The organism is Edaphobacter sp. FHG110511_03 (assembly GCF_059115365.1).
This window is the reverse complement of sequence record NZ_JBZYWL010000006.1, coordinates 152,231-177,749: the sequence shown is the minus strand read 5'-3', so window position 1 is coordinate 177,749 and position 25,519 is coordinate 152,231. Positions and strand designations below refer to the sequence as shown.

Sequence of the window (25,519 nt, the reverse complement as noted above, 5' to 3'; positions counted from 1 at the left end):
CCAACACTGAGCTTTAGGATTCGACAGGATGGGCTGGGGTTGGCCTCTTCCACGGATGATGCGGCACGGAAAGGGCTTAGATTTTCAACCCGGCCAGTTCCCTGGCCTTGACGAAGATACGAGTGAACATGGCGCTATTCAATCGCCCTGTATTGGTATTGCGCAGCGAGGGATGGTAGCTGCAGAGCAGATGTTTCCCATTCGGCAACAGGTAATACGCTCCGTGGGCAAAGCGAAAGACAGATTTTCGCTCGATCAAGCCCTGGGAGAGAAGGTAGGCAAGGTAACCGTCAAAGGCGATTTTGCCGAGACAGACGACGACGCGGAGATGCTTGAGATGGTCAATTTCCGCGGTGAGGTGCGGGGCACAGTTGCGAATCTCCTGCGGGGTGGGTTTATCGCCGGGCGGCGCGCAGCGGACAACAGAGGCGATCCAGGCGTTGCGCAGCTGCAGGCCATCGTCGCGCGATGCGCCTTGCGGCTGATTGGCAAAGCCGGTCTCGTGCAGGATGGGATACATGAAGTAGCCGGAGCCATCTCCGGTAAAAGGCCGACCGGTGCGGTTGGCCCCGTGGGCTCCTGGAGCGAGTCCGAGGATGAGGACGCGGGCACGGGGGTCGCCGAAACCCGCAACCGGACGCGCCCAATAGACCTGGTCCTGGTAGGCTCGGCGTTTTGTCTCTCCTATTCCTTTGCAGTAGCTGCGAAGGCGCGTGCAGATCTCGCAGGAGATGATGGATTGTTGAACATGGAGCAGGGGCGCTGGAAGAGGTTTTGGGGCAGAACGTCTCACTGAATCTATGATATTCGCCTTTGCCGCGTGCGGTCGGCTACACGATCTCTACGAATTCCATAGAATCATTAGCTGGGCGTACGAATTCCTACAGGTGGTGCTTTGGAAGATCCGAGATTGAGTCGAATGTACCTTTCGCTGATGATGGAGCGGTTGAGCGATTGGGGAAGACGCCTATGGCAGCAGGTCGTGCTGCGTTCCGGCGTAGTGACGATCGTAGTGGTTGTGCTCGCAGTACTGGGCTTGGCAATCGGGTGGCATGCGCACGTAAGAGGACGGTTTGCGCAGTTTAAGGCCGAGTTCAAGAAGTCCGATGCGCCGCATACGCCCGCAGCTCCCCAGCCGGGTGGTCAAGACGCGTTGGTCCTGGAAAGGTCACCTATCGAAAATGGAACTGCCCCGGAGTTTTTGTCGGCCACCCTGTTGCCTGGACGCGGTATGAATGTATTTCAAATCACCGCTCTGGTGCCGAAGAAAGGCAGGGTGAAGCTGCTGGCCTCTCCTCCGCTGGATGAGGCCACACGCAGCATGAACGGCTCCGGGGACGACGTCCATGGACAGGTGAGCCTGGCGATGGGCGGAGCGATCGAAGCTCCCTGGGCAGGCACGATCTTCGGGACAGGGTCGGAAGACCAACTGACCACCCAGTGGCGGGGAAAATCTCTTCGTATTCCCGCAGAGCGTCGAAGCGGGGCTGCAGCAACGACGGGAGGATTACTACTGGCAAAGCCCGGAACCGCCGTAAAGACGAACGTGATGCCCGATGGGGGTGAAGCGGAAGCGGTTTACGATGAGGGCGACTTCGGTGGAGCGTGGCCTTCGCGGATGCGTGTCAAATCGACGGTACAGTTGAGCAGCCGAGCCATTGAAATGACGGTCGTCGCTGCGAATACTGGCGACGAACCGCAGCCCGTGGGCCTTGGGTGGCGTCCGCGGTTCGCAATCCTGAGCAACCATCGAGGGGAGATGACGCTACGGCTGCCCAGCTTGATGCGGGAAGAGGTTGAGCGAGGTACGGGAGTGCCGACCGGTCGTCTGATCCCCGTGGATGGCACGGCCTACGACTTCAGCCCAAGGACCGGTGCGCCCCTTAAAGACCTTAGCCTGAACGACACCTTTGTGCATCTGAGGCAGGCGCCCCTGGATTCAGGCCCCGTTATGGAGCTGTTGGATCCGGAAGACAACTTTGGGCTCAGGATGACCATGCTGAGCCCGTCGATCAAAGCCATGCACGTCGAGGCGCCTGCGGATGGCAACTTCGTCATGATCGAGCCAAGATTCAACTTTGATGACCCGTTCGGACGCGAATGGTCGAAGGAGGAGAATACGGGCATGATCGTGATCGGACCCGGCCAAACGGCCCAGTGGAAGATCCGTCTGGAAATTTATGCACCCAAGCCGATGGCCAACACGCATCCTTGATGCAGACGGCATTCTGACAGGTGCCGGAAAAGAGAAGGCTGGAGGTTTGACCCTCTATGACGATGCCTCGTACAGTAATAGAGAGGCGCGTGCCGCGCGGTCGTGACACAAAACCGGCGACTGCGGCGCAATTTCACGTGACCCATTGGAAGGCATGGACTTGACCCCGACAGAGACGACAGAGACAAACAACGCTGCCGAGCAGCAGCCCGAGGCGGCACAGACGCACGCCCACGATCATGATCACGAACACGATCACCAGCATCAGCACGGACCGACGCTGAATCCCGAGCTGACGAAAGAGATTGCAGTCGAGGTACCGGCCGATGAGGTCTCGAAGGCCTACAAAGGCGTGATCAAGCGCTACCAGAAGCTGGCACGAATCCCCGGCTTTCGTGCAGGCAAGGTTCCGGAGTCCCTGGTGCGGTCTAAGTTTGCCAAGGAACTGCGGCAGGAGGTTCTGGAGAGCCTGGTTTCGGAGCGCTTCCGCAAGGCGATTGACGAGCAGAAACTGCGCCCGATCTCGGAGCCGCAGCTTCTGGACCTTCAGCTTCATGACGGCGAGCCGCTGAAGTTCAAGGCGGCGTTTGAGATTGCACCGGAGTTCGGCGTGGAGGGCTACGACGCCGTCAAGGTTGCGCGGCCTGATGTGGCGCTGACGGACGACGAGTACCAGGCTGAGCTGAGCCGCGTGCTGGACAGCCATGCAACGGTAGAGACGGTGGAAGAGGATCGGCCGCTTGCGGATGGAGACTGGGCGGAGATCGAGTTCAAGGGCGAGGTGAAGGACCTGGCCCAGACGGTAACCGAGGATGGGGTCGAGAGCGCAAGCAAGAGTGAACCCATTACCGGAGAGGATGTCCTGGTAGAGATCGGCGGAAAGAATACCCTGCCGGCATTCACCGAGGCTCTGCGTGGCAGCAAGCCGGGCCAGGAGATGAGCTTCGAGGTAGCGTATCCGGCGGAGTTCGGCGAGCCGAAGCTGGCGGGGCAGACGGTGGGCTACGACGTTACCGTGAAGGCGATCAAGCGCAAGACTTATCCAGAGCGTGACGCTGAGTTTGCCAAGCAGCTTGGCAACTATGAGAGCTGGGAAGATTTCGAGAAGCAGCTTCGTGAGCATGCGTCGGATCGCAAGAAGAACGCGCTCGAGAGCCAGGCTCGAGACCGGATGCTGGACGAGCTGGTACGGAAGTTCCAGTTCCCTGTCCCCGAATCGTTCGTGCAGCAGCAGGTGGATGCCAGGCTGGATCGTGGCCTGCGCGCACTGGCGCAGCAGGGCATGCCTGCCGAGGATATGCGCAAGCTGGACTTCGGGCGGCTGCGTGATGCCCAGCGGGACCAGGCCGTGAACGAGGTCAAGGCCTCGATGCTGCTGGATAAGATCGGCGAGGCCGAGAACATCACGGTCAGCGACGAGGATATGGACCGGGAACTTCTGATGCTTTCCCTGCAATCGCGCGAGCCGTTGGAGACGCTTCGCGAGAGGCTGGCGAAGGACGGGGGGCTGGACCGAATTCGCGAGCAGATGCGCCGCGAGAAGACTGCAAGCGTGCTTTACGAGAAGCTGGCCTCGTAGGGCGAATCCGAACGACCAGCCAGGACGATCACAACCGCAGGCTTCCAAAAAGAAAGAGAGTGTTATGGGACTAGTACCGATGGTGATCGAGCAGACGAGTCGTGGCGAACGCGCCTACGACATCTACAGCCGTCTGCTGCGTGACAACATCATCTTCCTGGGAACTCCGATCGACGACAACATCGCGAATGTGATCATTGCGCAGATGCTGTTCCTGAGCGGTGAGGATCCGGAGAAGGACATCCAGCTTTACATCAACTCGCCAGGCGGTTCGATTACGGCAGGCCTGGCGATCTATGACACGATGCAGTACATCAAGAACGACGTGGTGACCTTCTGCATCGGCCAGGCTGCGTCGATGGGTGCGTTCCTGTTGATGGCGGGCAAGAAGGGCAAGCGGTTCGCCCTGCCGAACTCGCGTATCCTGATCCACCAGCCGTCGATGGGCGGGCTGAGCGGACAGGCGACGGATATCGACATCCACGCGCGCGAGATTCTTCGCATCCGCGAGATCACCAACAAGCTGATGAGCGCCAGCACGGGCCAGACGCTGGAGAGGATCGAGCGGGACGTGGAGCGCGACTTCATCATGACGGCCCCACAGGCCAAGGAGTATGGCATTATCGACGACATCATCGATCGGCCACGCACCTGAGAAATAACAGGTTTCCTCTAAAAAAGCCCGGGCGAAGGTTCGGGCTTTCCTGTTTTCCCTCGAAAGAAGCCCGGAATTCCGGGGTACCTGGTTAGAGCCGCTTATCGGATCAAACGGGTGTAAACTTATTAACAGCAGGTTAGTTGCACTGCTTACCAGGAGTCGTCGCACCTATGAAAACTTCCCGGGGCTCAGAGGAATCACTTCGCTGCTCGTTTTGCCATAAGTCGCAGGACGCTGTGGCCAAGCTGATCTCATCGCCATCAGACTATCCGCGAGCCTACATCTGCGACGAGTGCGTGGCGGTATGCAACTCCATCCTGGAGGACGACCGTACCGAGGCGCAGCCCGGCGCGGCTCCCGCCCACCTGCCTAAGCCACAGGAAGTGAAGGCCTTTCTGGATGAGTACGTAATCGGGCAGGATACGACCAAGAAGAAGCTGGCGGTAGCGGTCTACAACCACTACAAGCGTATCCAGATGAACAAGACTCGCGGCAATGATGTGGAGCTGGCGAAGTCGAACATCCTTTTGGTGGGACCAACGGGTTCGGGCAAGACCCTGCTGGCGCATACGCTGGCGAAGATGCTGGACGTTCCGTTTGCCATCGTCGACGCGACGACCCTGACCGAAGCCGGTTATGTAGGCGAGGACGTTGAGAACATCATTCTGAAGCTGTTACAGGCTGCTGACGGCGACGTTGCGCGCGCGCAGAGCGGAATTATCTATATCGACGAGATCGACAAGATCGGCCGCAAGGACGAGAACCCCTCGATCACCCGTGACGTTTCGGGTGAGGGCGTACAGCAGGCGCTGTTGAAGATCCTCGAGGGCACAGTTGCCAACGTCCCGCCGCAGGGCGGACGCAAGCATCCGCACCAGGAGTTCACGGCCGTCGATACGACCAACATCCTGTTTATCTGCGGTGGCGCCTTTGTGGGGCTTGAGAAAGTGATTGGCCGGCGCGTTGGGAAGAAGGCGCTGGGATTCCGCGCTGTTACGGATCCGGATGCGAAGGACGGCGATGTGATGCCGATCCGCGCACAGCGCGATTCGGAGCTGCTACGTCAGGCAGAGCCACAGGATCTGCTGAAGTATGGACTGATCCCGGAGTTTGTAGGCCGGCTTCCCGTAATGGGAATTCTCGACGAGCTGGATGAAGCAGCATTAATCGAGATTCTGACCAAACCGCGCAACGCGATCCTGAAGCAGTACGCGAAGCTGTTCGACTTCGAGGGCGTGAAGGTTACCTTCACGGACGAGGCAGCACGGGAGATTGCCCGTGAGGCGCTGCTGCGCAAGGTTGGCGCACGCGGACTGCGCATGATCATCGAAGAACTGATGTTGGATCTGATGTATCACGTGCCGGGAAACAAAAAGGTCAAAGAGATTGCGATCACCGATACGATGGTGAAAAACCGAGACCTCACGATTCCGATGCTGCTCGAAAAAGCTGGCTGACCCCTTTTCGCGATACGTTCAGAAAAGGATTGCCAGAAGAACACTATGGTCTCGGGGGAGCTTTGGATCGCCTTGCCTGCCATCTTGCATCAAGAGAAACGCCATCGCTTCCCTACTACTTTTTCGCTATCAACCACCGACGTTACACGCAGTACAATCACCTGAAGCCCAATGCAGGATGCATCCTTGCATGCTTTCGAGCGTCTAATCGGGGAGAACAATGAGCAACCCATCCAAAGAAACGTTAACCGGCCCTACCCAGAAACTTCCCATGATGCCGATCCGGGACATGGTCATCTTCCCTTACATGATGACTCCGTTTGTCGTTGGGCGGGAGTCGAGCGTGCGGGCCCTGGAAGAGGCTCTGTCCGGCGACCGGAAGATCTTCCTGGCGACGCAGCACGATGCTTCGGTCGATGAGCCGAATGCGGACGACATCTTCGCTACAGGCACAATCGGCAACATCGTGCAGAGCGTGAAGATGCCGGACGGCAACATCAAGGTTCTGGTGGAAGGCGTGGAGCGCGCGCGCTCGGTCGAGGTCAACGACACGGACGGATTCTTCGTTGCCACGGTTCGCACAGGCCGCACGCAGCTGGAGATGACGCCGCAGGTCGAGCAGCAGATGCAGCGCGTCCACTCCCTGTTCGAACAGTATGTGAAGCTACAGCAGTCGTTGAACTACGAGACGATGGCGGCGAGTGTGCGCCCGGACGAGCCAGCCAAGCTGGCGGATACGATCGCCGCGAACCTGCAGCTTCCGATTGAGGAGAAGCAGCAGCTTCTGGAGGTCTTCGACCCCGAACAAAGGTTGACGCGGGTGGCTGAGGTGCTCGACCTCGCCATTGAGAAGCTGAACATGGACCGCACCATCCAGTCTCGCGTAAAGCGGCAGATGGAGAAGGCACAGAAAGAGTACTACCTCAACGAGAAGATCAAGGCGATCCAGAAGGAGCTTGGGCGCGGCGAGAAGTCGGAGTTCGATGAGCTGAAAAAGAAGATCGAAGCAGCTGGAATGCCGAAAGAGGTTCAAGAGAAGTCGCTGCAGGAGCTGAAGAAGCTGGAGGCGATGCCCCCGATGTCGGCCGAGTCGACCGTCTCGCGGAACTATCTCGACTGGCTGCTGGCAGTGCCATGGAAGAAGCGCTCCAAGGAGATCCGCTCCATCGAGCATGCGGAGACGATTCTCAACGAAGATCACTATGGCCTGGAGAAGATCAAGGACCGCATCCTCGAGTTCCTGGCCGTGCGGCAACTGGTAAAGAATCCGAAGGGCTCGATCCTGTGCTTCGTCGGACCTCCAGGCGTCGGCAAGACCTCGCTCGGCATGTCCATCGCCAAGGCGACGGGACGCAAGTTCGTTCGCATGTCGCTGGGCGGTGTTCGTGATGAGGCTGAGATTCGTGGCCATCGGCGAACCTACATCGGCGCTCTTCCAGGACAGATCATTCAGTCGATGAAGAAGGCGGGAACCAAGAATCCTGTCTTCATGCTGGATGAGATCGACAAGATGGCCTCGGACTTCCGCGGCGATCCGGCCAGTGCCCTGCTCGAGGTGCTGGACCCGGAGCAGAATACCTCATTCCAGGATCACTATCTCGACGTCGAGTACGACCTTTCGCAGGTGCTGTTTGTCGCAACGGCCAATGTGCTGCACACGATTCCCGGCCCCTTGCAGGATCGTATGGAGATTCTCCGTCTTCATGGGTATACGGAGCTGGAGAAGCTAGAGATCGCGAAGCAGTACCTGGTCAAGAAGCAGCGCGAGGCAACCGGACTGACCGAAAAGCAGATTGCATTTGAGGACGATGCGATCCGCCTGCTGATTCGGGCGTACACCCGTGAGGCTGGCGTACGAAATCTTGAGCGCGAGATCGGAAACGTCTGCCGCAAGGTGGCTCGGCGCGTGGTGAAGGAAGGTCCCGCCCACGAAGAGATCATCACAGCCGCGAACCTTCCCGATCTGCTTGGCGTGGCAAAGTTCCGCGACTCGCAGGTGCATGAGAAGAGCGAGGTCGGCCTGGTGACCGGACTTGCCTGGACCGAGATGGGGGGCACGATTCTTCAGACGGAGGTTCAGGTCCTCGACGGCAAGGGCAAGCTCACGACAACCGGGCAGCTCGGTGACGTGATGCAGGAGTCAGCGCAGGCAGCCTTGAGCTACATACGCTCTCGTTCCCACCAGCTTGGGCTGAGCAAGGATTTCTACCGGAACGTCGATATCCATGTCCACGTGCCAGAAGGCGCCATCCCGAAGGACGGCCCTTCCGCAGGCATTACCCTGGCGACCGGACTGGCAAGCGCGTTGACCGGAATCAAAGTGCGTCGCGATATCGCGATGACCGGCGAGATCACCCTGCGCGGCAAGGTACTTCCTATCGGCGGTCTCAAAGAAAAGCTGCTTGCCGCACACAGGGCTGGGATCTTCGAAGCAATTCTTCCGGATGAGAACAAGAGGGATCTCGCAGATCTTCCAGAGTTGCTCAAGACCACTATGAAGCTCCACTTCGTAGAGGACATGGACCACGTACTGCAGATCGCGCTTGAAGGGAAGCTTCCGGATCTCAAGGAAGAACAGCCTGAAGCGCTGGGATCGGTCCTTCCGGGAAACATCGAACTTCCACAGCAGCCGGTAGCTCGGCAGTAGCAACTTCAGCCTATAGCGATTCTCAAGTCGGGCCTCTCCAAGGCCCGACTTTTGCATGGAAGCTATACGGCGCGTTTGCCGCTGATGAAGTGCATGATGATGGACAGGATCGCAAACAACAGAAGAAGGTGGATCAGGACTCCGGCAGTTTTGAAGACAAGGAAACTGGCGATCCAGACCACGAACAAGACCACAGCTAGAATGAGAAACATTGCAGATGCCTCTTTCTTATCGCTTTCAAATACATAACGTCTGCAAGGTAAGAGTTTGATTCTGAAAGAATCGTTGCTCTACCTTGGCGGCGGTAAGGCGGCATCCGGTCGATAAAGAGTTCTCCATGAAATGAAAAAGGGCGCTCGATGAGCGCCCTTTAGTCCTGCCGGAGCGGAGTTTTAGCAGCCGCCTGCAATGGATGGGATCAACATGATCTCGTCGCCATCCTGGAAGGCATAGGTCTCTCCACCCAGAAAGCGAATATCTTCGTCATTGACATAAATATTGATGAAGCGGCGAAGCTTTCCGTCGTCATCCTTGATCTGCGTCCCCAACGCGGGAAAGGTCTGATCGATGTCTGTAAGGAGCGAGGAGAGATTCTCCGCGGTCGAATCGAATTGCTTACGGCCGTCGGTGTGACGGGTAAAGGCGGTGGGAAGCGTAACTTTGACTGCCATGGATCAATTTCCTCCTGCTGTAACCAGATCGGGCTCGGCGATACCGTCGAGCTCGCGAAGATAGACGTCGAAATCCGCGAGGCGCGGCCGGACGGCGCGTTCCTGCTGGTAGTGACCAGCCAGTGCGTCGGTGGTCTTGAGACCGTTTCCGGTGATGCAGCTTACCGTGATCTCGTCGGGGGTGATGCGACCGTGCGCATACAGGCGCGCCGTAACTGCGGTGGTAACGCCACCCGCAGTCTCGGTGAAGATGCCTTCAGTCTCGGCGAGCTCCTGAATTCCGGAGACGATCTCAACGTCGGAGACATCCTCTGCCCATCCGCCGGTCTGCTGAATCATCTTGGCCGCAGCAGGACCGTCGGCGGGATTGCCGATCGCAAGCGAGCGCGCGATCGTATTCGGACGCTGCGGCTCGATGTAGTCCAGGCCCTGCTTGACTGCCTGTGAGATGGGCGAGCAGCCTGTGGCCTGCGCACCGAAGAAGCGAACGGGCTTGTCCTCAACCAGGCCGAGGTAGACGAGTTCCTGAAATGCCTTCCGGATCTTGCGAATCAGCGAGCCGCCAGCCATGGGAACAATGACATTGTCGGGAAGCTTCCAACCAAGCTGCTCGGCGATCTCGTAGCCTACTGTCTTCGAGCCCTCGGCGTAGTAGGGGCGCAGGTTGACGTTGACGAAGCCCCAGTTGTACTCGTCTGCGATCAAGGTGCAGAGACGGTTGACGTGGTCGTAGTTCCCGTCGATGCGAACCAGGCGCGCACCGTAGACCTGGGTATTGAGAATCTTTGCCGGCTCGAGGTCGGCAGGGACCAGAACGCAGGCCTTGAGACCGAGACGGGCAGCCTGAGCGGCGACAGAGTTGGCGAGATTTCCCGTCGAGGAGCAACCGACGGTCTCAAAGCCAAAGCCCTGCGCGTTTGCCAGCGCAATGGAGACGACGCGGTCCTTGAAGCTGAGAGTCGGAAAGCAAACGGCGTCGTTCTTGACGTAAAGGTTGGTGGCGCCGATGCGCTTGCCAAGATTCCTTGCTTTGACCAGGGGGGTAAATCCGACGGGGAGATCCGGCTCAAAACCTTTCGGCAGCGGCAGTAAGGTGGCGTAACGCCAGATGTTGGCTGGTCCCTTCGCGATGGCCTCGCGGGTGAAGATGCCGCGTGCGGAGTCCAGATCGTATACCACCTCAAGAGGGGCGAGGCAGTCCGGGCAGGCGGAGAGCGGCTGATTGCCGAATCGCTTGCCGCACTCATTGCACTTCAGCTCGTAGGCCGTCGACGTACAGGAATAGCTCATTTACGCTCTCTCTCCATAGCGGAGGAGGGTAAAAGTCGTATGACGTCTCTCATGGATCCTGCACATGTGGAAAACACATGCAGATAGGCGGATAGAAAATCGCGGGGCTACTGAATAAAGTTTCGCCCCGAATCTCATGTTCCCCGTTTCCAGGAGAGAGTTGACACCGGTCGCCTAAAATAATGGTTTCAGGCCGGTTGTCGTGGCGTCACAGGGCTCGTCCCTCAACCACTCTTCATGAAATTCGCGCCTGAGGCGGAAATAATTCCGGAACAGACTGAACACTTCCTTTGTAACACAGCTGGAATGGGGTCGCAAGTGACCGGGGGCTTACTTGCTTTCCTCGAGGATATCGTGCACCCCACTGACAAACGCCGCAGGATCAAACTCGGTACGGAGAATGTCATCGGGACAATCCGTGAGGATCGCCACGCGCCAGTTGCAGACAAAGGCAACTCGCTGCTCGGGTTGCGCGGTCTTGATCGCGGAACAGAGATCTTCAGCGCTGGCAATGCCGGCTTCGCCCTCAACATCGACGAGCACGAGATCGTAATGCCTGGCCCAGAACATCTGCAGAGCCTCAGCAGCAGTTAAAGCGGAGTCGACCTCAAACCCGGAGATGCGGAGGATCTGATCGCGGAGAGGCCGCAACATCTCGCGGCTACAGAGGTGAAGGATAGAGGAAGATTTAGTGAATTCAGATTCCATGCTTGTGTCGCGAGTCTGTTACAAAATCAGGCCAGAACCTCAGCCTTGTCCTTATCGGACAACACCACATCGGGGAGCGCGGGATGGGGAACCAGCAGGTCTTCCTTGCGCATGACAAGCGTTGTGGCGTTCAGGGATGCCAGCTCAAAGCCGTGTCCGTGCGTGATGGCATCTGTCGGGCAGGCCTCAACGCAGTAACCGCAGAAGATGCAGCGGTTGTAGTCAATGTTGTAGACCTTGGCGTAGCGCTCCGCGCTCGAGATGCGCTTCTCTTCCGTATTCTCCGCTGCTTCGATGTAGATGCAGTTGGAGGGGCAGGCAGCTGCGCACAGGAAGCAGGCTACGCACTTTTCCAGGCCATTCTCGTCGCGCTGGAGCTGATGCTTGCCACGGAAGCGCTCCTGAAACTTCGCGCCGCGCATAGGACCTTTGCCGTCAGGATAGTTCTCGACTTCCGTCGGCTGGAACATCTCCTTCAGCGTGACACTCATTCCCTTGGCAATAGCGGCAGCGTTGCGAACGATGGACATAGGTCAAGTATAGCCGAGAGCCAGCCCATAGAGTTGACGATCGCATTTGCCCAGCGATGAGAGGCTTGCTTGACAGGCATAATCGCTACAGTTCTTCCCTGTTTCCTGCCTGACGGTTCCCATTTACGATAGCCGCATGTCTACCCCACGCCTCTCTCTGATACTCGCCGTTGCGATTCTTGCAGGCAGCGCGTCCCTGCATTGCCAGACGATGCCGGAGCATGCGCACGCCAAAGCCGCACTATCCACAGGGCTTCAGCTTACGGTAGACGACAAGACTTCCACCATTACCCTGGCAGAGCTGGCAGCCATGCCTCAGAAGACGGTAAAGGTCCATAACGAGCATACGAAGAAGGACGAGACCTACACAGGGGTGGCGGTAGGCGATCTTTTGGCGAAATATGGCTTTGCCGTTGGGCAGACAACACATCGGACGATGCTGCGCAGCTACCTGATCGCCGAGGGGACCGACAAATATTGGGTTCTCTACTCCGTTACGGAGGTGGAGGCCTCCGAGCATGACGCCGACGTCATCGTGGCGACCAGCGTGGACGGCGGGCCCTTGGGAGACGACGGCAACCTGAAGCTTGTGGCGAGCGCAGACAAGAAGCCGCAGCGCTGGGTCAGAAACCTTTCGGCTATTCGCCTGGTCACGGTAAAGGAATAATTCCGGTCAGCGTTTTTTTGAATGCAGGATCGATTCGGCGCGTTCGACGATCAGGGACACCTGGTGATCGTTGTGATATCCATCCCGCTGAGCGCGCCTGTGGCCAGCGGCTGCGATTCTCTCTCGCTCGGCTTCATCCGGCAGGTAACGACGGATCTTCTGAGCAAGCTCGTCGTAGCCGGTAAAGAAGACCGCCTCTTCGCCCTCAATAAACCGGTCCATGTGCCCTTGCGAGCGTTCGGCAAGCAGGAAGCCCCCACAGCCTGCGATCTCAAAACTCTTATGGACGAACTCATCCTGATTGGAACGGGTAATGAAGCTCAGATTGATCTTCGACCGCCAGATCGCTTCCCTATACTGATCCCGATAGAGTTCGCCCTCGCGGTAGAGCTTCGAAAAATTTTCCGGCGTAAACGCGCGCTGCCACCCTCGCGGGGGACCTGAAACCGCCACCTCGAACTCTTCCGATAGCCGCGTGAGAACGGCACCGCGATCGTCGTAGTGCGTACCTGAAAAAGAGACACCCCGGTTTCGGTTGCGATCGGACCAGCCTTCCGGCGGCGGAAAATGCATCGTAGGCTCGTAAGCCGTCTGAATCTTGATTACGTCCCGAGCCCCGCGCGCCCGATAGTCGACAACATTTTTGTCGCGCTGCACAACGTGGAGATCGTAGTGCGGGATGTCCTTCATGTAGAGCCGCCAGCCGGGATCGCGCCGCGGGCCGAAGGGATTGTCGATCATATAGCTCACCGTCGTCACGCCCAGTGAGCGGAGACGATCGAGTGTCTGCGGCTGCATCCACAACAGCTTGTCGGCCCAAAGGACATCCGGTCGTTCGCGCTCCGCCATTTGAAGGATGTCTCGATTGAAGCGATCCACCTGGGGTCCCACCACCATCCGGAAGACGGCGCGACGGACGATGGGATTGGAAGGCGTATAAGGGATGGTGTCCAGAGGGACAACTTGATGCCCCAATCTTTCCAGGGCCCAGAGACGGTACAACGCAGAGTCGTTCGGCGAAAGGCTCGCAGCGTAGAGGATCTTCATTCCTCTCTGATTATCAACGATCCTTGGTGTCCCGTCCTTACTGCTCTCGAAGCAGTGCAATCACCTGCTCGGCGTGGACGACGCCGGCCAAGTTGTTTTCCTCATCGAGAACGGGCAGAGAGCGGAGATTGTATTTATCGAAGAGCTCCGCAACCTTGCGTCCGCCAGCGTCCACCCTGCAGGTGACCAGGTGTCCACGCGGAAGCTCCGCTAACGGAGATTCTGCGCCCGCAAGCAGGATACGAACGATCGGAACCAGGGCACAGAGGTGCTCCTCCTCATCCAGCAGGTAAATATCCGTGATGAGCTCGATATCCCCTTCGAAGTCACGAAGGGCTGCGTGAACATCGGAGACTTTGACTGTTGCAGGAAGTGCTATGTACTCGGTGGTCATGCGGCCGGCGGCTGAATCCTGTGAGAATTCGAGAAGCTCCTCCACCTCCTGGCGCTCCTCGGGATCCATCTCTTCCAGGATCGCCTCGGACTTCTCTTCCGACAGCTCCGCCAGAAGATCGGCAGCAGCCCCGGGGTCCATCTCCTCGACGATCCCGGCGACATGCTCTGAATTGAGCGACTGAATCAGTGACTTCTGCAGCCGCGGTTCGACCTCCTCGAGCGTCTCGGCGGCAACCTCCTCGTTCAGGCTTTCGAAGAGCGCCTGCCTCTCCGGAGGCGCAAGGTCCTCGAGAATATCTGCGATGTCCGAGGGATGCATCTGGGAGAGGCGGTCCTGGTCGACCTTGAGGCGAACCCGGCGAGACGGATCGATGAGATCGACAAACTCCCACGGAATCACGGTGGGCCTGAATCTTGAGGCGACCTGTTCGACCGCGCCTGCGGGAAGCCCTTTGAGCAGGCGACGAACGGCACCGCGAAGCCCTACCTCCACCTCGACAATCTTCAGAACCAAATGCGAATCGCTTGCGTGATCCCAATCGAGGTTTACATCATTCACTCGCACGACCTTGCGGCCATGGACATCGATGATCTGCTGGTCGAGCAGGTCGCGTTCCAGGAGGACGAGCGCAGGGTCCTGGGGAGCGGAGACAAGCGAAGCCCCGGAAGAGAGCCGAAGGCCGCTGGGCGATACCTCGATGTCCTTAACCGGAGCCATCTCGCCTTGAGCGCTCGAACGGCTGCTGGACAGCTTCAAAATCAGCCCAAGGACTTGCGATGAATCCTCCGCGACCACCACAGCGAACTCGCGCACGCGGCCCAGGAGAGTGCCCTGCGCATCGAAGAGAGGCCTCCCGACCAGTGCTGAAACTGTCGTTCTTTGATTGCCGTGGCGAGTCATAGCTGCTCGCGCGAGATTACCAGACTTTGCAGGTCTTCGCCTTTACCATCGGTTGGCCTGCCTTGCATCCAAACGCAGTGGCGAACTCCGGCATATTGGTAACGATCCCATTGATTCGGGCAAAGCCCGGGGAGTGCGGATCGGTTGCCGCCTGCAGACGGCTGTTGGCCTCGCGAGTGTTCTCACAAGCCCACTGGGCGAAGCCAATAAAGAACCGCTGATCGGGGGTGTAGCCATCCACGGGCCTCAGACGCTGGGCCTCTGTGGCTTTTTTCCAGGCCATGTAGGCGATCAGGGTGCCGCCAAGGTCGGCGACGTCTTCTCCGCTGGTGAGCTTTGAGTTGATGTGGATGTCGTCGACCACGATGTAACCGGCGAACTGATCGCGCAGGCAGTTGATTCGATCCTCGAAGTTCGTGGCGTCCGCTTTGGTCCACCAATCCTTCAGGTTTCCCTGCGCGTCAAACTGGCGGCCTTCGTCATCGAAGCCGTGGGTCAGCTCATGTCCGATCGTCGCGCCGGTATCGCCATAGTTTGGCGCATCGTCCATCTTCGGGTCATAAAGGGGAGGCTGCAGCACTCCCGCCGGAAAGTTCACGTCATTCATCTGCGGATCGTAGTAGGCGTTGACGGTTGGCGGCGTCATTTGCCACTCCTCGCGGTCGACCGGCTTTCCAATCTTGGCAAGATCGCGCGCCGTCTCGAAGTCGGCCATTCGCAGCACGTTGCCGAAGTTGTCGCCGCGCCTGATCTCCAGCTTCGAGTAATCCCGCCACGTATCGGGATAGCCAATCTTGTTCCGGATGGTGTGCAGCTTCTGAATGGCCTCCTGCCTGGTGGCCGGACTCATCCAGTCGAGATGTTCAATCTCCACCAGCATGGCCTGTTCAATCTGATCCGTCATGAGGACTGTCTTCTGCTTGGTTTCAGCAGAGAAGGTTCGCGCTACAAACTCCTGTCCAAGGGCCTCGCCGAGACCGTGGTCCACTTGACGCACGCAACGCTTCCAGCGTGGAGGAAGTTGCTGAACCCCGCGAAGCTTCCTGCTGTAGAAGTCAAATGCAGCCTCTTCAAAAGGGGCCGAGAGCGACGGGGCTGCGGTCGTGACGACATGGAACCGCAGATAGGCTTTGAGATCCTCGATCGGCTCGCTCGTCAAAACATGGTCCACGGCCTTCTGGAACGCAGGCTGGGCTACGTTGAGGGTCGTGATGTTCTCCAGCCCCTGGGCATGGAGATAATCACTCCAGTTGATAACCGGGCTCTCGGACGAAAGCTGCACGACGGTCATCTTGTGGAACTGCTTATAGGGATCGCGTCGCTCGACCCGGGTCAGCGACGCTTGCGCAAGCTCGGTCTCGATGCGCATGATCGTGGCAGCATCCCGATGCGCCTTTTCCGCCGGCTCGCCGGAGAGAGTAAGGATCTGCTCGACATATCCCAGATAAGCCTTACGTATCTCTTCGCTCTTGGGATCGGTCTTCAGGTAGTAGTCGCGATCGGGCAGGCCGAGGCCGCCAGCCGAGATCTCGGCGATGACGGAGCTTGAATCTCCAGGGTCCTGGGTTGAACCGGCGTCAAAGAAGAATGTACCCGGGGTATGGCGGCTGAGCGGGCCCAGATAGGCGACCAGCGCCTTGCGGTCGGAAAGCGCGTCGATGGCCTTCAGGGAGGGCTTGATGGGGGCGGCGCCGAGCTTATCGATCGCAGCCGTATCCATACAGGCCGCGAAGGAGTCGCCGATCTTCTGCTGCGTCGGGGTGCGATGAGCCGCCTTGGCGTCGGCCTCGAGAAGGCCCCAAAGGAACTGCTGATTCTCATTTGCAAGCTTGGAGTACACATCCCAGCGGGCCTGATCGGCGGGAATGGGATTCTTCTTCATCCAGCCGCCACAGGAGAATTTGTAAAAGTCTGCACAGGGCTCTACGGTTCGATCCAGAGACGAGAGGTCCAGGCTGGGAGAGTAAGGCATGGTCTCGAGCGGCTGCGGCGACGGCTGGGAACTCTGCTGGGCGAAGGCTCCCGGCATGCCAAGAAGGGAGGCACAGACTAAAGTAATCAGATTCCGCATGCAAATGTCCTCGTCTTCGCATGTTAGCGCATGAGATTTGCCGACAGAGCCTCTGTTGTGTTTAGTTAGAGTCCCGGGATGAGCCGCCGTCCAGTTTTTCCCGGGCGCGCAAGCGGAAGGAGCAAATCTTGACATTCACGGCAAGCACAAGCACACTGCCATCATCGCTGTTGTCTGCCATTGACGACGGGCACACAAGAACTTCAAGGATATCCTTGGCCGACTCAACGACAAGCCGCGTCAGTTACACCCTGGACTCCACCTTGGACAGCGTGAACAAGATTGAGCAGACAGCGGAGCAATACGCACAGCGCGCCGGCTTCGACGAAGACACCATTCCCTACATCGCTATGGCGGTGCGGGAGGCGGCGGTCAACGCCGTTCTGCATGGAAATGCCTATGATCCGAACAAGCACATTACCGCATCGTTTGAAACAACATCGGATGACCTGGTGATTCGCATCACCGATCAAGGCCCCGGGCTCGATCCAAACACGCTTCCGGACCCTCTAGCACCTGAAAATATCCTGCGAGGATCAGGACGTGGCATCTTTCTGATTCGATCCTTCATGGATGAGGTAAACTTTCGCCAGTTGCAACCTGGCACTGAGCTGACCCTCATCAAGCACCGTACACCCGCGAAGTCGGGGACCTAAGGAGAACAGTAATCATGAGCATGAAAGTATCTACTCGCCAAGTGGACGGCGTCACTATCCTGGATCTGAGCGGACGCATCACCCTCGGCGAAGGCAGCGTAACTATTCGCGATGCCGTTCGCGACCTGCTGGCAAAAGGGCAGAAGAATGTTCTTCTCAACCTGGCCGATATCAATTACATCGACAGCTCAGGTATAGGCGAACTCGTCAGCGCATTTACCACCGTAAGGAATGCAGGCGGCGAGCTGAAGCTGCTGAATCTGACCAAGAAGGTGCACGACCTGCTGCAGATCACCAAGCTCTACACCGTGTTCGACGTCCGCGACGACGAAGCCACGGCGATCTCCTCGTTTACCCGCTAAACGCAGGGGCAACAGACAATAAGAAAGGGCCGTCGCTGATGAGGACGGCCCTTTCTTCGTGCCAAGGTTCATTCGGCTTCTGCTTATTTTGAGAAGTCGACCTTGGGCGCGACACTGTTCTCCGGATTCCCCTTGAAATACTCATCACGGTAGTGGAAACCGGACATGCCGGCCCAGATGCTGTTGGGGAACTGCCGAACGTAAACATTGTAGTCCTCAAGCACCCGGTTGTAACGCTGGCGCTCGACCGCAATGCGATTTTCCGTTCCAGCCAGCTCGTCGTTCAGCCGCATGAACTGGTCGTTCCCCTTCAGATTAGGATATTGCTCCTGCAGCCGGAAAAACGGCCCCAGGGCCACGTCAAGCTTCCGGTTGGCATCGATGTTCGCCGCATGGTCCGAGCCCGCCGCAAGCACGCCGGCACGAGCATTTGCGATGTTGGTCAGGACCGTAGATTCCTCAGCCACATACCCTTTAACCGACGCCACAAGGTTCGGGATCAGATCCAGACGTCGCTGTTGCACCACGTTGACCTGTGAAAAAGCCTGGTTGATCGCTTCATTCTTCTGCACCAGCGTATTCTTTGTGCTGACGTAGCTTCCGCCTGCAAAGAGCAGCAGAACAATAATGAGGCCGACCACGCCCAAAACAATCCATAAAGGTTTCATGTTCTCTAAGTGTTCCCTTCCTTGAGCTTCGTTACGGGCCTAAGTGCTATCGGCTGTACTGTATCATCCCCGCGATACTGCTTTGCTGTATGACATTTTCTGCATGGTGACGAGACAGTTAGGTTCAGAAGTTCGCTCCGCCGCCGCCAGACCTGCCACCGCCGAAACCGCCGAATCCACCACCATCTCCTCCGCCTCCTCCCCAACCGTCACGGTCGTCTCCTCCGCGATAGCCGCCCTGGCCCGCGCCTCCCATGATGTTGCCTAGAAGGAAGAAGATGAGGCCAAGATTCCCGGTGCGGGCCAGAAAGAAAAGCAGCAGCAGGACTGCTCCGCCGCCAAGAATAACCTGCGTAAGGCTGAGGGGGGTCGCCTCCCGCCGGACGGCCTGTCGATGGTACTGATGCGCGGGGAGCGTCAACGTGACGCCCGCGTCCTGCGCGATAATGCCGGCGAGCTGCCGCACACCCAGCGGAACCGCGGTGTTGTAATCACCCTGGTTGGCCGCCGGAACCATCGAACGCCCGATATCGCCCACCTTGGCATCGTTCAGGATGCCTTCCAGCCCATATCCAACCTCAATGCGTCCGCGCCGCGGCGTCATCACCAGGACCATCAGCACGCCACGGTCTTCTTTATTGCCGACGCCCCATTTGTCCTCAAGCTCGGTGGCGAACTCCTCGATCGACTGACCATCGTCGAGAGTTTTTATGGTTACGACGGCAATCTGGGCATGCGCCTGGCGATCCACCTGCCCGCACAGCGTCTCCATCTCCTGCTTCGTCGTGGGCGAAAGCACGCCCGCGAAATCATTGATGTATCCGGTTGGAGCAGGAAGAGACTTTACCGACTCGCCGGCCAGGGCCATCGGCAGCACGAGCAGTAAAACAATCCCCAGCCATCGCGAGATACGATTCATGTTCCGCTTATTCTACGCCCACGATGTATTGCGGAAATGAAGATCGCACCGCTGCATCCTTCGAAGCTGCATATGAAAATTACTGCGCAGGCGGAGTTGTTTCTGCCGCTGGCTCTGCCGGACGCGAATGATGTCCAGGCATGGGAATTCCCCGCTCGCGTGCCATCTTGTCGGCCATCACCATGTGCTCGCGAATGACTTTCGCTCCATCGTCGAGTGCGGTCTTCAGGTCGGCATCGCCTGTACTGCTCGCCTCCATGCGAAACTCGCGCAGATCGGAGTGATGGTCCTTCACCATGTAGGTGATGTATTCCTTGTCGAACTCCTCCCCGGAGAGCGAGCTCAGCTTGTCGTATTCGGCCTGCTGCTCCTTGTCCATCTTTTTGGGCAGTCGGGCGCCGATGGAATCAGCAAGCTGCGCGATGTCCTGATTCAGTTTCGTGTGGTCTTCCACCATCTTTTTACCGAAAGCTTTAACGTCGTCGCTTGCGCCCCTCTCGGCAGCAAGCTTGCCGAGCTCGACCTCAGCTAATCCACCCTGAGCCGCCTTACGGATAAACATCTTGTCCTTCATCTGCTGTGCCGTATCGCCCGGAGCGCCGCTAGAGTCCTGCATGGAAGTCGTCGGAGGAACCGCATGACCGGGCTGGTTCGACTGGTTCTGAGATGCGGGGGGAGGGGTCATCGGATCGGACTGGGCAAAAAGCGGAGACGCAAAGGCAACGGCAGAACCAAGTGCAAGGATTGAAAAAATGGAAGATTTCATAGTGGGGCCTCCTCGGACGGGTCATTGTAACGCTGTATCCACTGTCTGTATCGCTCCCTGGATGGGTGCAGCGGAAGGACCGAGGGTTGCCTAAAACTTTTCTCCGGACACGATATTCTTTCTGAGCAATGGAAAAGACAAACGACGTTACCGCCAAGCCGACGAGTTCCGAAAATATCTCTCCTGTGTCGACGTTATCGCCTCCCGTGGCACGTCGCGAACCGACGCCGACGATCCTTCACGGCCAGACACTTGAGGACGACTACCGTTGGATGCGCGACAAGGATTCATCAGAGGTCATCCAACATCTCGAAGCCGAAAACGCGTATACCGCTGCAGCCATGAAGTCCACCGAAGGGTTGCAGGCGAAGCTCTACGCCGAGATGCTCTCGCATATCAAAGAGACCGACGAGTCAGTTCCCTACCGCGACCGCGGATGGTACTACTACACGCGCACCGTTGAAGGAAGCCAGTATCCGATCCACTGCCGCAGGAAGGCCGTCAGGGAGGCCTACGACGCCTCGCAGCCTGAAGCCATCATTCTCGACGTCAATCAGCTTGCGGAAGGCCAGGCCTTCATGGCGGTTGGCGGCATGAGCGTGAGCCCTGATGGCGAAAAGCTTGCCTACTCGACCGACAACACCGGCTTCCGGCAGTACACCCTGCACATCCGAAATCTCGCAACCGGCGCGGAGCTTCCCGACACCGCTGAGCGCGTAGGCTCGCTGGCGTGGGCGGAGGATTCGCACACGCTCTTCTACACCACGGAAGATGAGGTCACAAAGCGCCAGGACAAGCTCTTTCGGCATCGATTGGGAGACCCGGCCATCGACGACGCGCTGATCTGTGCGGAGAAGGACGAGCGTTTCAACCTGGGCGTAGGAAAGACTCGCGACGGCAAGTACCTGATGATGGAGGCCGGAAGCCACACGACCAACGAGTGCAGCTATCTGCCCGCCGATACTCCCGGCGGAGTCTTCCTCGTCATTGCGCCGCGGCAGGATGAGCAGGAGTACTACGTCGATCACCGCAATGGCCTTTTCTATATCCGGGTGAACGATACGGGAAAGAACTTCCGCGTTGTAACCGTACCCGTCGATGGCGGTGGCCGTGAAGACTGGCAGGAGTTTCTTCCGGAAGATAAAGAAGTACCACTTGAAGATTTCGACGTTTTCGACTCATTCTGCGTGCTTTCCAGGCGCGAAGAAGGATTGACCGCACTTTCCGTGTCGCGATTCGCGATCGATGGAATCTTGGAGCCTACGGAGAAGATCGCCTTTCCTGAACCAGCCTATACGGCGATGGGCCACGTCAATCGCGAGTTCTTGACGACGAAATTCCGCTACAGCTATCAGTCTCTCGTCTCCCCGGCTTCGGTCTACGAATACGACATCGCGACCGGCAACTCGGAGCTGCTCAAAGAGCAGGAGATTCCAGGAGGCTTCGATCGCAGCCACTACGCCTCAGAGCGGCTGTGGGCCACGGCGGGGGACGGCGTGCTCGTCCCTGTTTCTCTCGTCTATCGCCGGGATCGTTTCCAGAAAAACGGCACGAATCCCCTCTACGTCTACGGCTACGGCTCTTATGGGTATCCACTTCCTATTGGCTTCAGCCCGGCCCGTCTCTCTCTTCTCGATCGCGGCGTCGTCCTGGCCTACGCCCACATCCGCGGCGGGGGCGAGCTTGGGGACGCCTGGCACGACGCCGGCAAGATGATGGTGAAGCGCAACACCTTCACCGACTTCATCGCCGTGACGGAGACGCTCATCGCCAAGGGTTATGGAGCAAAAGACAAGGTTGCGATCGAAGGCGGCAGCGCAGGCGGCCTGTTGATGGGCGCGGTGGTCAACGAGCGCCCCGATCTCTTCCATGTCGTGTTGTCCCACGTTCCCTTCGTCGACGTGATGAACACGATGCTCGACGCTTCCCTTCCGCTTACTGTCGCTGAGTACGAGGAGTGGGGAAACCCGAACGAGCCCGAAGCCTTCGCCTACATGCGGTCTTATTCCCCTTACGACAACCTCAAGGTTGGCGCCTATCCAGCGATGCTGGTCAAGACCAGTCTCAACGATTCACAGGTCATGTATTGGGAGCCTGCAAAATACGTCGCAAAGCTGCGAACCCTGAAGAAGAACGGCGCTCCCCTGCTGCTGCACATCAACATGGATGCCGGGCACGGTGGAGCCTCGGGCCGCTACGACTACCTAAAAGAGATCGCCTTTGACTATGCGTTCCTGCTGCGGGAGTTGGGAGCGGAGTCTTAAGAAAGAAAGCCGGGACGACCGTCAGACTTCAGTCGTCTCGGTCTCTTCCACCTTATCGCCCTCGCCGGGAGCCAGGAAGAGATTCATCTCCAGGCCGTGCTGACGCGTGTAGAGATCGTAGTAGCGACCGCCCAGAGCGTAGAGCGATTCGTGCGTGCCGCGTTCCACGATGTTTCCTGCTTCAACGACAAGAATCTGCTCTGCGCGGCGAATGGTCGAGAGCCGATGTGCAATGACGAAGGTCGTCCTGCCCTTCATCAGGTGATTCAGACCGTCCTGGATCATGGCCTCGGACTCCGAGTCCAGCGAGCTGGTCGCCTCATCAAGAATCAGAATGCGGGGATCGGCAAGAATCGCGCGTGCGATGGAAAGGCGCTGGCGCTGTCCGCCTGAGAGCTTCACTCCACGCTCGCCGACGATCGTCTCATAGCCTTCCGGAAACCGCGTCGCGAACTCATCCACGCGAGCGATGCGGCAGGCCTCGTCGAACTGTTCCTCGGTTGCGGTCGGATGGGAGAAGAGGATGTTTTCCCGAATCGTTCCGTCGAAGAGAAACGTCTCCTGAAGCACAACACCTAGCTGGCTTCGATAGCTTGCCAGCCGTACTGTCGCCAGATCGACCTCATCCACCAGCACCTGTCCCGTCGTCGCCGAATGAAAGGCGCAGATAAGGGAGATGATGGTCGATTTGCCAGAACCCGATGATCCGACGAGTGCTGTCACCGTGCCGGGATGCGATTCAAAGCTGATGCCGTGCAGAACCGGTTTGCCGGGATCGTAGGCAAAGGTCACGTTGTCGAAGGCGACCTCGCCGCGCACGCCGCCAAGATCGTGAACGCGGCCCGGTTCGACGTCCTCAGTTTGTTCGTCAAGCAGTTCAGCGGTGCGATCCAGGCCGGCGGCGGCCTCGGTAAGCTGCGTTCCAATCGAGACCAGCTGTACGATCGGCGCGATCATGAAGGCAAGAAACATCACGTAGGTGACATAGCCGCCGGTTGTCAGCCTGCCGGCGACAACCTGATGCGCTCCCAGATACATCACCAGAGCCCCGACCACGCCCAGCACAACGGTTGAGGCCAACGACATCAACGACTGCGCTGTGAGCGAAGAGATGACATTTGCCAGCAGCCGGTGAGCGCCCGTCGCGAAGACCTGCGCTTCGCTGTCCTCTGCGTGATACCCCTTGATGACGCGGACTCCGCCCAGCGATTCGGTCAGCCTGCCCGTCACTTCAGAGTTGATCTTCCCCCGCTCTCTGAAGATCGGTCGAATCGTCTTGAAGGCGCGCTGGAGGATGAGGCCGAAGATTACCAGGATGACAAAAGTGACCAACGTCATCTGCACGCTGAGATGGATGAGATAGCCGAAGGCAAAAAGCGCCGTCAGCAGTCCACCGAGAAAGTCGATAATCCCGGTGCCGATCAGGTTCCGCACACCCTCGACATCCGACATGATGCGAGCTACAAGGGCTCCGGTCCGGTTTGCGTCATAAAAGGCGACTGGAAGCCGGCCGATATGCCGCTGCACCTTGATCCTCAACTCCGCGATCAGACGCTGGCCTTCCTTCGATAGAAGCTGCGTAAGCGTGTACGAGGTAATGCCCTGCACCGCCGTCGCAGCAACGACCACTCCAATAATCAAAGGCAGCTGGTTCAGCAGATGCTTGCCCATGACATTGTCGATCAGGTATCGGGTCGAAGCCGGAAGGATAAGGCCGCTGGAGCGGTTGATGACCATCAACAGGAAGCTGCCGCCCAACAACAGGCGCCGCGGCTTCATCAGCTTCCACACCTCAGGAAGCACCCGCCGCAGGTTCGGCTTCTGTTTGGCTGGAAGGTCTGAGGAGTCTCTTGCGCCACGCGAGGGGCGATCGGCAGCTTTCATCCCGGGAGCTCCGAAGCTGGAAGGTCCGATAGAAGGCATCTTATTGGCAGTGTACGCCTGCTTGCGGCCAGGAGCACGTGTGGCCGTTGTGTCGTCGCAGAGATGGCAATGTTCGTCCATCTGACACCAGATATTGCCCGAAGATCAGTTTTGCTTCACACGGGCATTGATAAAGGAGCGCACACAGAACAGGACATAGATCAGGCACAGCAGCGACATCGCCGCTTTCTCAAGAACAGCCGCCGGATGCGGATATTCCGTGCCGTGCGACAGACGAATTGCCTGGATATCAGCAGGAATGGTGCCGAGGAAAGCTAAAAGGGCCACCGTGACCGAGATATGCATCCAGAGCATTCGCTTCTTCGGATCCGGAGTATTGGCAAGGACGCCAAAGAGGATGAAGACGACCCCCACTCCTGCCGGAATCAAAGCCGTGGGGTGGGCACTGCCGGTGGAGACAAAGCCGATCACTCCCAGCAGGATGAGCAGCACTCCGAATACGATCGTCAACTTCGCCATAGACTTACGCTCCTTCATGATCACGCGAACTGTGAATCCTCAGAATACCCGATCGGTGGTCACTGCCACATCTCATGCCCGATACAGGATCCGCAACCGATCTTCTTTGCCAAACCAGCCTGAGGAAGACTAAGCTGCTGCACTATTCGAGAGACCTGCCTTTCCAGACAGGTCATTCCAGTCCCAGGAGACTGCCCGTGAGCGAACTGGCAATAGCGGTAGATTCGGTCCTAAAAAAGAAGCGGCGCGATATCTGGTCCACAACCCCGGAGACCTCTGTCTATCAATGCGTAGAGATGATGGCGGAAAAAGAGGTGGGCGCTTTGCTTGTTATGCAGGGGGACGAGCTCATCGGAGTCGTCTCCGAGCGCGATTATGCCCGCAAGGTGATCCTGCAGGGAAGGTCCTCGAAAGAGACGACCGTTTCCGAGATCATGAGCGCTCCTGCACTTTGCGTCTCAGCGGGTCATACGGTCGGGGATTGCATGCAGATCATGACGAAGAATCGCATCCGCCATCTGCCTGTGCGCGATGGATCCCGGGTCACTGGAGTGGTCTCCATAGGAGATCTGGTGAACTGGATCATCACCGAACAGGAAGAGACGATTCGTCATCTTGAGGCGTATATCTGCGGTCAATGAAGC

24 protein-coding genes and 1 riboswitch are annotated in these 25,519 nt (G+C 58.2%); of the genes, 10 read left to right on the top strand and 14 right to left on the bottom strand.

The genetic code is table 11. The features are described 5' to 3' along the window. Nucleotides 1-76: 76 nt before the first annotated feature. Nucleotides 77-793: a uracil-DNA glycosylase gene (locus AC5S26_RS23130; RefSeq protein ID WP_494187315.1), complete on the bottom strand. Its 717-nt coding sequence runs from the start codon at nt 791-793 to the stop codon at nt 77-79. A 126-nt stretch (nt 794-919) separates the two neighbouring features. Between AC5S26_RS23130 and AC5S26_RS23125 the strand changes: the two genes are divergently transcribed. The 5 genes from AC5S26_RS23125 (at nt 920) to lon (ending at nt 8,556) form a co-directional block, all read left to right on the top strand. Then, nucleotides 920-2,215 carry an aldose epimerase family protein gene (locus AC5S26_RS23125; RefSeq protein WP_494187601.1) on the top strand — a complete coding sequence of 432 codons (1,296 nt, stop codon included), beginning with the start codon at nt 920-922 and terminating at the stop codon, nt 2,213-2,215. A 154-nt stretch (nt 2,216-2,369) separates the two neighbouring features. Next, entirely contained in the window at nt 2,370-3,794 is a 1,425-nt protein-coding gene (gene tig, locus AC5S26_RS23120) for a trigger factor (RefSeq protein ID WP_494187314.1), read from the top strand. Continuing rightward, nucleotides 3,760-4,449, top strand: a complete 690-nt coding sequence (clpP, locus tag AC5S26_RS23115) for an ATP-dependent Clp endopeptidase proteolytic subunit ClpP (protein WP_494187600.1) — start codon at nt 3,760-3,762, stop codon at nt 4,447-4,449. The genes tig and clpP overlap by 35 nt, the downstream gene beginning before the upstream one ends. Nucleotides 4,450-4,622: 173 nt before the next feature. Then, the gene (clpX, locus tag AC5S26_RS23110) at nt 4,623-5,909 is read left to right on the top strand and encodes an ATP-dependent Clp protease ATP-binding subunit ClpX (protein ID WP_494187313.1); all 1,287 of its coding nucleotides are present in this window, start codon (nt 4,623-4,625) and stop codon (nt 5,907-5,909) included. Nucleotides 5,910-6,129: 220 nt separating this feature from the next. Then, entirely contained in the window at nt 6,130-8,556 is a 2,427-nt protein-coding gene (lon, locus tag AC5S26_RS23105; protein WP_494187312.1) for an endopeptidase La, read from the top strand. 62 nt (nt 8,557-8,618) lie between these two features. On the opposite strand, the gene AC5S26_RS23100 is transcribed toward lon, so the two are convergent. From AC5S26_RS23100 to nuoI, 5 genes are all read right to left on the bottom strand, one after another. After that, the gene (locus AC5S26_RS23100) at nt 8,619-8,768 is read right to left on the bottom strand and encodes a lmo0937 family membrane protein (protein ID WP_494187311.1); all 150 of its coding nucleotides are present in this window, start codon (nt 8,766-8,768) and stop codon (nt 8,619-8,621) included. A 180-nt stretch (nt 8,769-8,948) separates the two neighbouring features. Continuing rightward, the gene (locus AC5S26_RS23095; RefSeq protein ID WP_494187310.1) at nt 8,949-9,227 is read right to left on the bottom strand and encodes a MoaD/ThiS family protein; all 279 of its coding nucleotides are present in this window, start codon (nt 9,225-9,227) and stop codon (nt 8,949-8,951) included. A gap of 3 nt (nt 9,228-9,230) precedes the next feature. After that, nucleotides 9,231-10,517, bottom strand: coding sequence for a threonine synthase (gene thrC, locus AC5S26_RS23090; protein ID WP_494187309.1), 1,287 nt, complete (start codon nt 10,515-10,517; stop codon nt 9,231-9,233). Between the two features lie 131 nt (nt 10,518-10,648). Then, nucleotides 10,649-10,761: riboswitch (SAM riboswitch) on the bottom strand. 86 nt (nt 10,762-10,847) lie between these two features. After that, complete coding sequence (locus AC5S26_RS23085) at nt 10,848-11,171, bottom strand: response regulator (protein ID WP_494187308.1); 324 nt, start codon at nt 11,169-11,171, stop codon at nt 10,848-10,850. An 80-nt stretch (nt 11,172-11,251) separates the two neighbouring features. Then, the gene (gene nuoI / locus AC5S26_RS23080; RefSeq protein ID WP_494187307.1) at nt 11,252-11,755 is read right to left on the bottom strand and encodes an NADH-quinone oxidoreductase subunit NuoI; all 504 of its coding nucleotides are present in this window, start codon (nt 11,753-11,755) and stop codon (nt 11,252-11,254) included. A 136-nt stretch (nt 11,756-11,891) separates the two neighbouring features. On the opposite strand from nuoI, the gene AC5S26_RS23075 reads away from it, so the two are divergent. Next, nucleotides 11,892-12,422: a hypothetical protein gene (locus AC5S26_RS23075; protein WP_494187306.1), complete on the top strand. Its 531-nt coding sequence runs from the start codon at nt 11,892-11,894 to the stop codon at nt 12,420-12,422. Nucleotides 12,423-12,428: 6 nt separating this feature from the next. Here the strand turns inward: AC5S26_RS23075 and AC5S26_RS23070 are convergent, their stop codons facing one another. Genes AC5S26_RS23070 through AC5S26_RS23060 form a run of 3 tightly spaced genes read right to left on the bottom strand, consistent with a single transcriptional unit; the run spans nt 12,429 to nt 16,837 of the window. Then, the gene (locus tag AC5S26_RS23070) at nt 12,429-13,469 is read right to left on the bottom strand and encodes a CgeB family protein (protein ID WP_494187305.1); all 1,041 of its coding nucleotides are present in this window, start codon (nt 13,467-13,469) and stop codon (nt 12,429-12,431) included. A 37-nt stretch (nt 13,470-13,506) separates the two neighbouring features. Further along, nucleotides 13,507-14,766, bottom strand: a complete 1,260-nt coding sequence (locus AC5S26_RS23065; protein WP_494187304.1) for a magnesium transporter MgtE N-terminal domain-containing protein — start codon at nt 14,764-14,766, stop codon at nt 13,507-13,509. 16 nt (nt 14,767-14,782) lie between these two features. Next, complete coding sequence (locus AC5S26_RS23060; RefSeq protein ID WP_494187303.1) at nt 14,783-16,837, bottom strand: M13 family metallopeptidase; 2,055 nt, start codon at nt 16,835-16,837, stop codon at nt 14,783-14,785. A 215-nt stretch (nt 16,838-17,052) separates the two neighbouring features. Here AC5S26_RS23060 and AC5S26_RS23055 point away from each other — a divergent pair, with 215 nt between their 5' ends. Together AC5S26_RS23055 and AC5S26_RS23050 are read left to right on the top strand one after the other, a co-directional pair. Then, the gene (locus tag AC5S26_RS23055; protein WP_494187302.1) at nt 17,053-17,493 is read left to right on the top strand and encodes an ATP-binding protein; all 441 of its coding nucleotides are present in this window, start codon (nt 17,053-17,055) and stop codon (nt 17,491-17,493) included. Between the two features lie 14 nt (nt 17,494-17,507). Beyond that, nucleotides 17,508-17,855 (top strand): STAS domain-containing protein, encoded by a 348-nt coding sequence (locus AC5S26_RS23050; protein ID WP_494187301.1) that lies wholly within the window; start codon nt 17,508-17,510, stop codon nt 17,853-17,855. An 83-nt stretch (nt 17,856-17,938) separates the two neighbouring features. On the opposite strand, the gene AC5S26_RS23045 is transcribed toward AC5S26_RS23050, so the two are convergent. The 3 genes from AC5S26_RS23045 to AC5S26_RS23035 form a co-directional block, all read right to left on the bottom strand. Beyond that, nucleotides 17,939-18,523, bottom strand: a complete 585-nt coding sequence (locus tag AC5S26_RS23045; RefSeq protein ID WP_494187300.1) for a LemA family protein — start codon at nt 18,521-18,523, stop codon at nt 17,939-17,941. Between the two features lie 124 nt (nt 18,524-18,647). After that, the gene (locus AC5S26_RS23040) at nt 18,648-19,442 is read right to left on the bottom strand and encodes a TPM domain-containing protein (protein WP_494187299.1); all 795 of its coding nucleotides are present in this window, start codon (nt 19,440-19,442) and stop codon (nt 18,648-18,650) included. Between the two features lie 79 nt (nt 19,443-19,521). Continuing rightward, nucleotides 19,522-20,208 carry a DUF4142 domain-containing protein gene (locus AC5S26_RS23035; RefSeq protein ID WP_494187298.1) on the bottom strand — a complete coding sequence of 229 codons (687 nt, stop codon included), beginning with the start codon at nt 20,206-20,208 and terminating at the stop codon, nt 19,522-19,524. 128 nt (nt 20,209-20,336) lie between these two features. On the opposite strand from AC5S26_RS23035, the gene AC5S26_RS23030 reads away from it, so the two are divergent. Continuing rightward, nucleotides 20,337-22,472 carry a S9 family peptidase gene (locus AC5S26_RS23030; protein WP_494187297.1) on the top strand — a complete coding sequence of 712 codons (2,136 nt, stop codon included), beginning with the start codon at nt 20,337-20,339 and terminating at the stop codon, nt 22,470-22,472. Nucleotides 22,473-22,493: 21 nt separating this feature from the next. On the opposite strand, the gene AC5S26_RS23025 is transcribed toward AC5S26_RS23030, so the two are convergent. Continuing rightward, a complete protein-coding gene (locus tag AC5S26_RS23025) occupies nt 22,494-24,356 on the bottom strand; it encodes an ABC transporter ATP-binding protein (protein ID WP_494187599.1) in 1,863 nt (620 codons plus the stop codon). Between the two features lie 144 nt (nt 24,357-24,500). After that, nucleotides 24,501-24,875: a hypothetical protein gene (locus AC5S26_RS23020; RefSeq protein ID WP_494187296.1), complete on the bottom strand. Its 375-nt coding sequence runs from the start codon at nt 24,873-24,875 to the stop codon at nt 24,501-24,503. A 197-nt stretch (nt 24,876-25,072) separates the two neighbouring features. On the opposite strand from AC5S26_RS23020, the gene AC5S26_RS23015 reads away from it, so the two are divergent. Continuing rightward, nucleotides 25,073-25,516: a CBS domain-containing protein gene (locus tag AC5S26_RS23015; RefSeq protein ID WP_494187295.1), complete on the top strand. Its 444-nt coding sequence runs from the start codon at nt 25,073-25,075 to the stop codon at nt 25,514-25,516. Nucleotides 25,517-25,519: the final 3 nt, after the last annotated feature.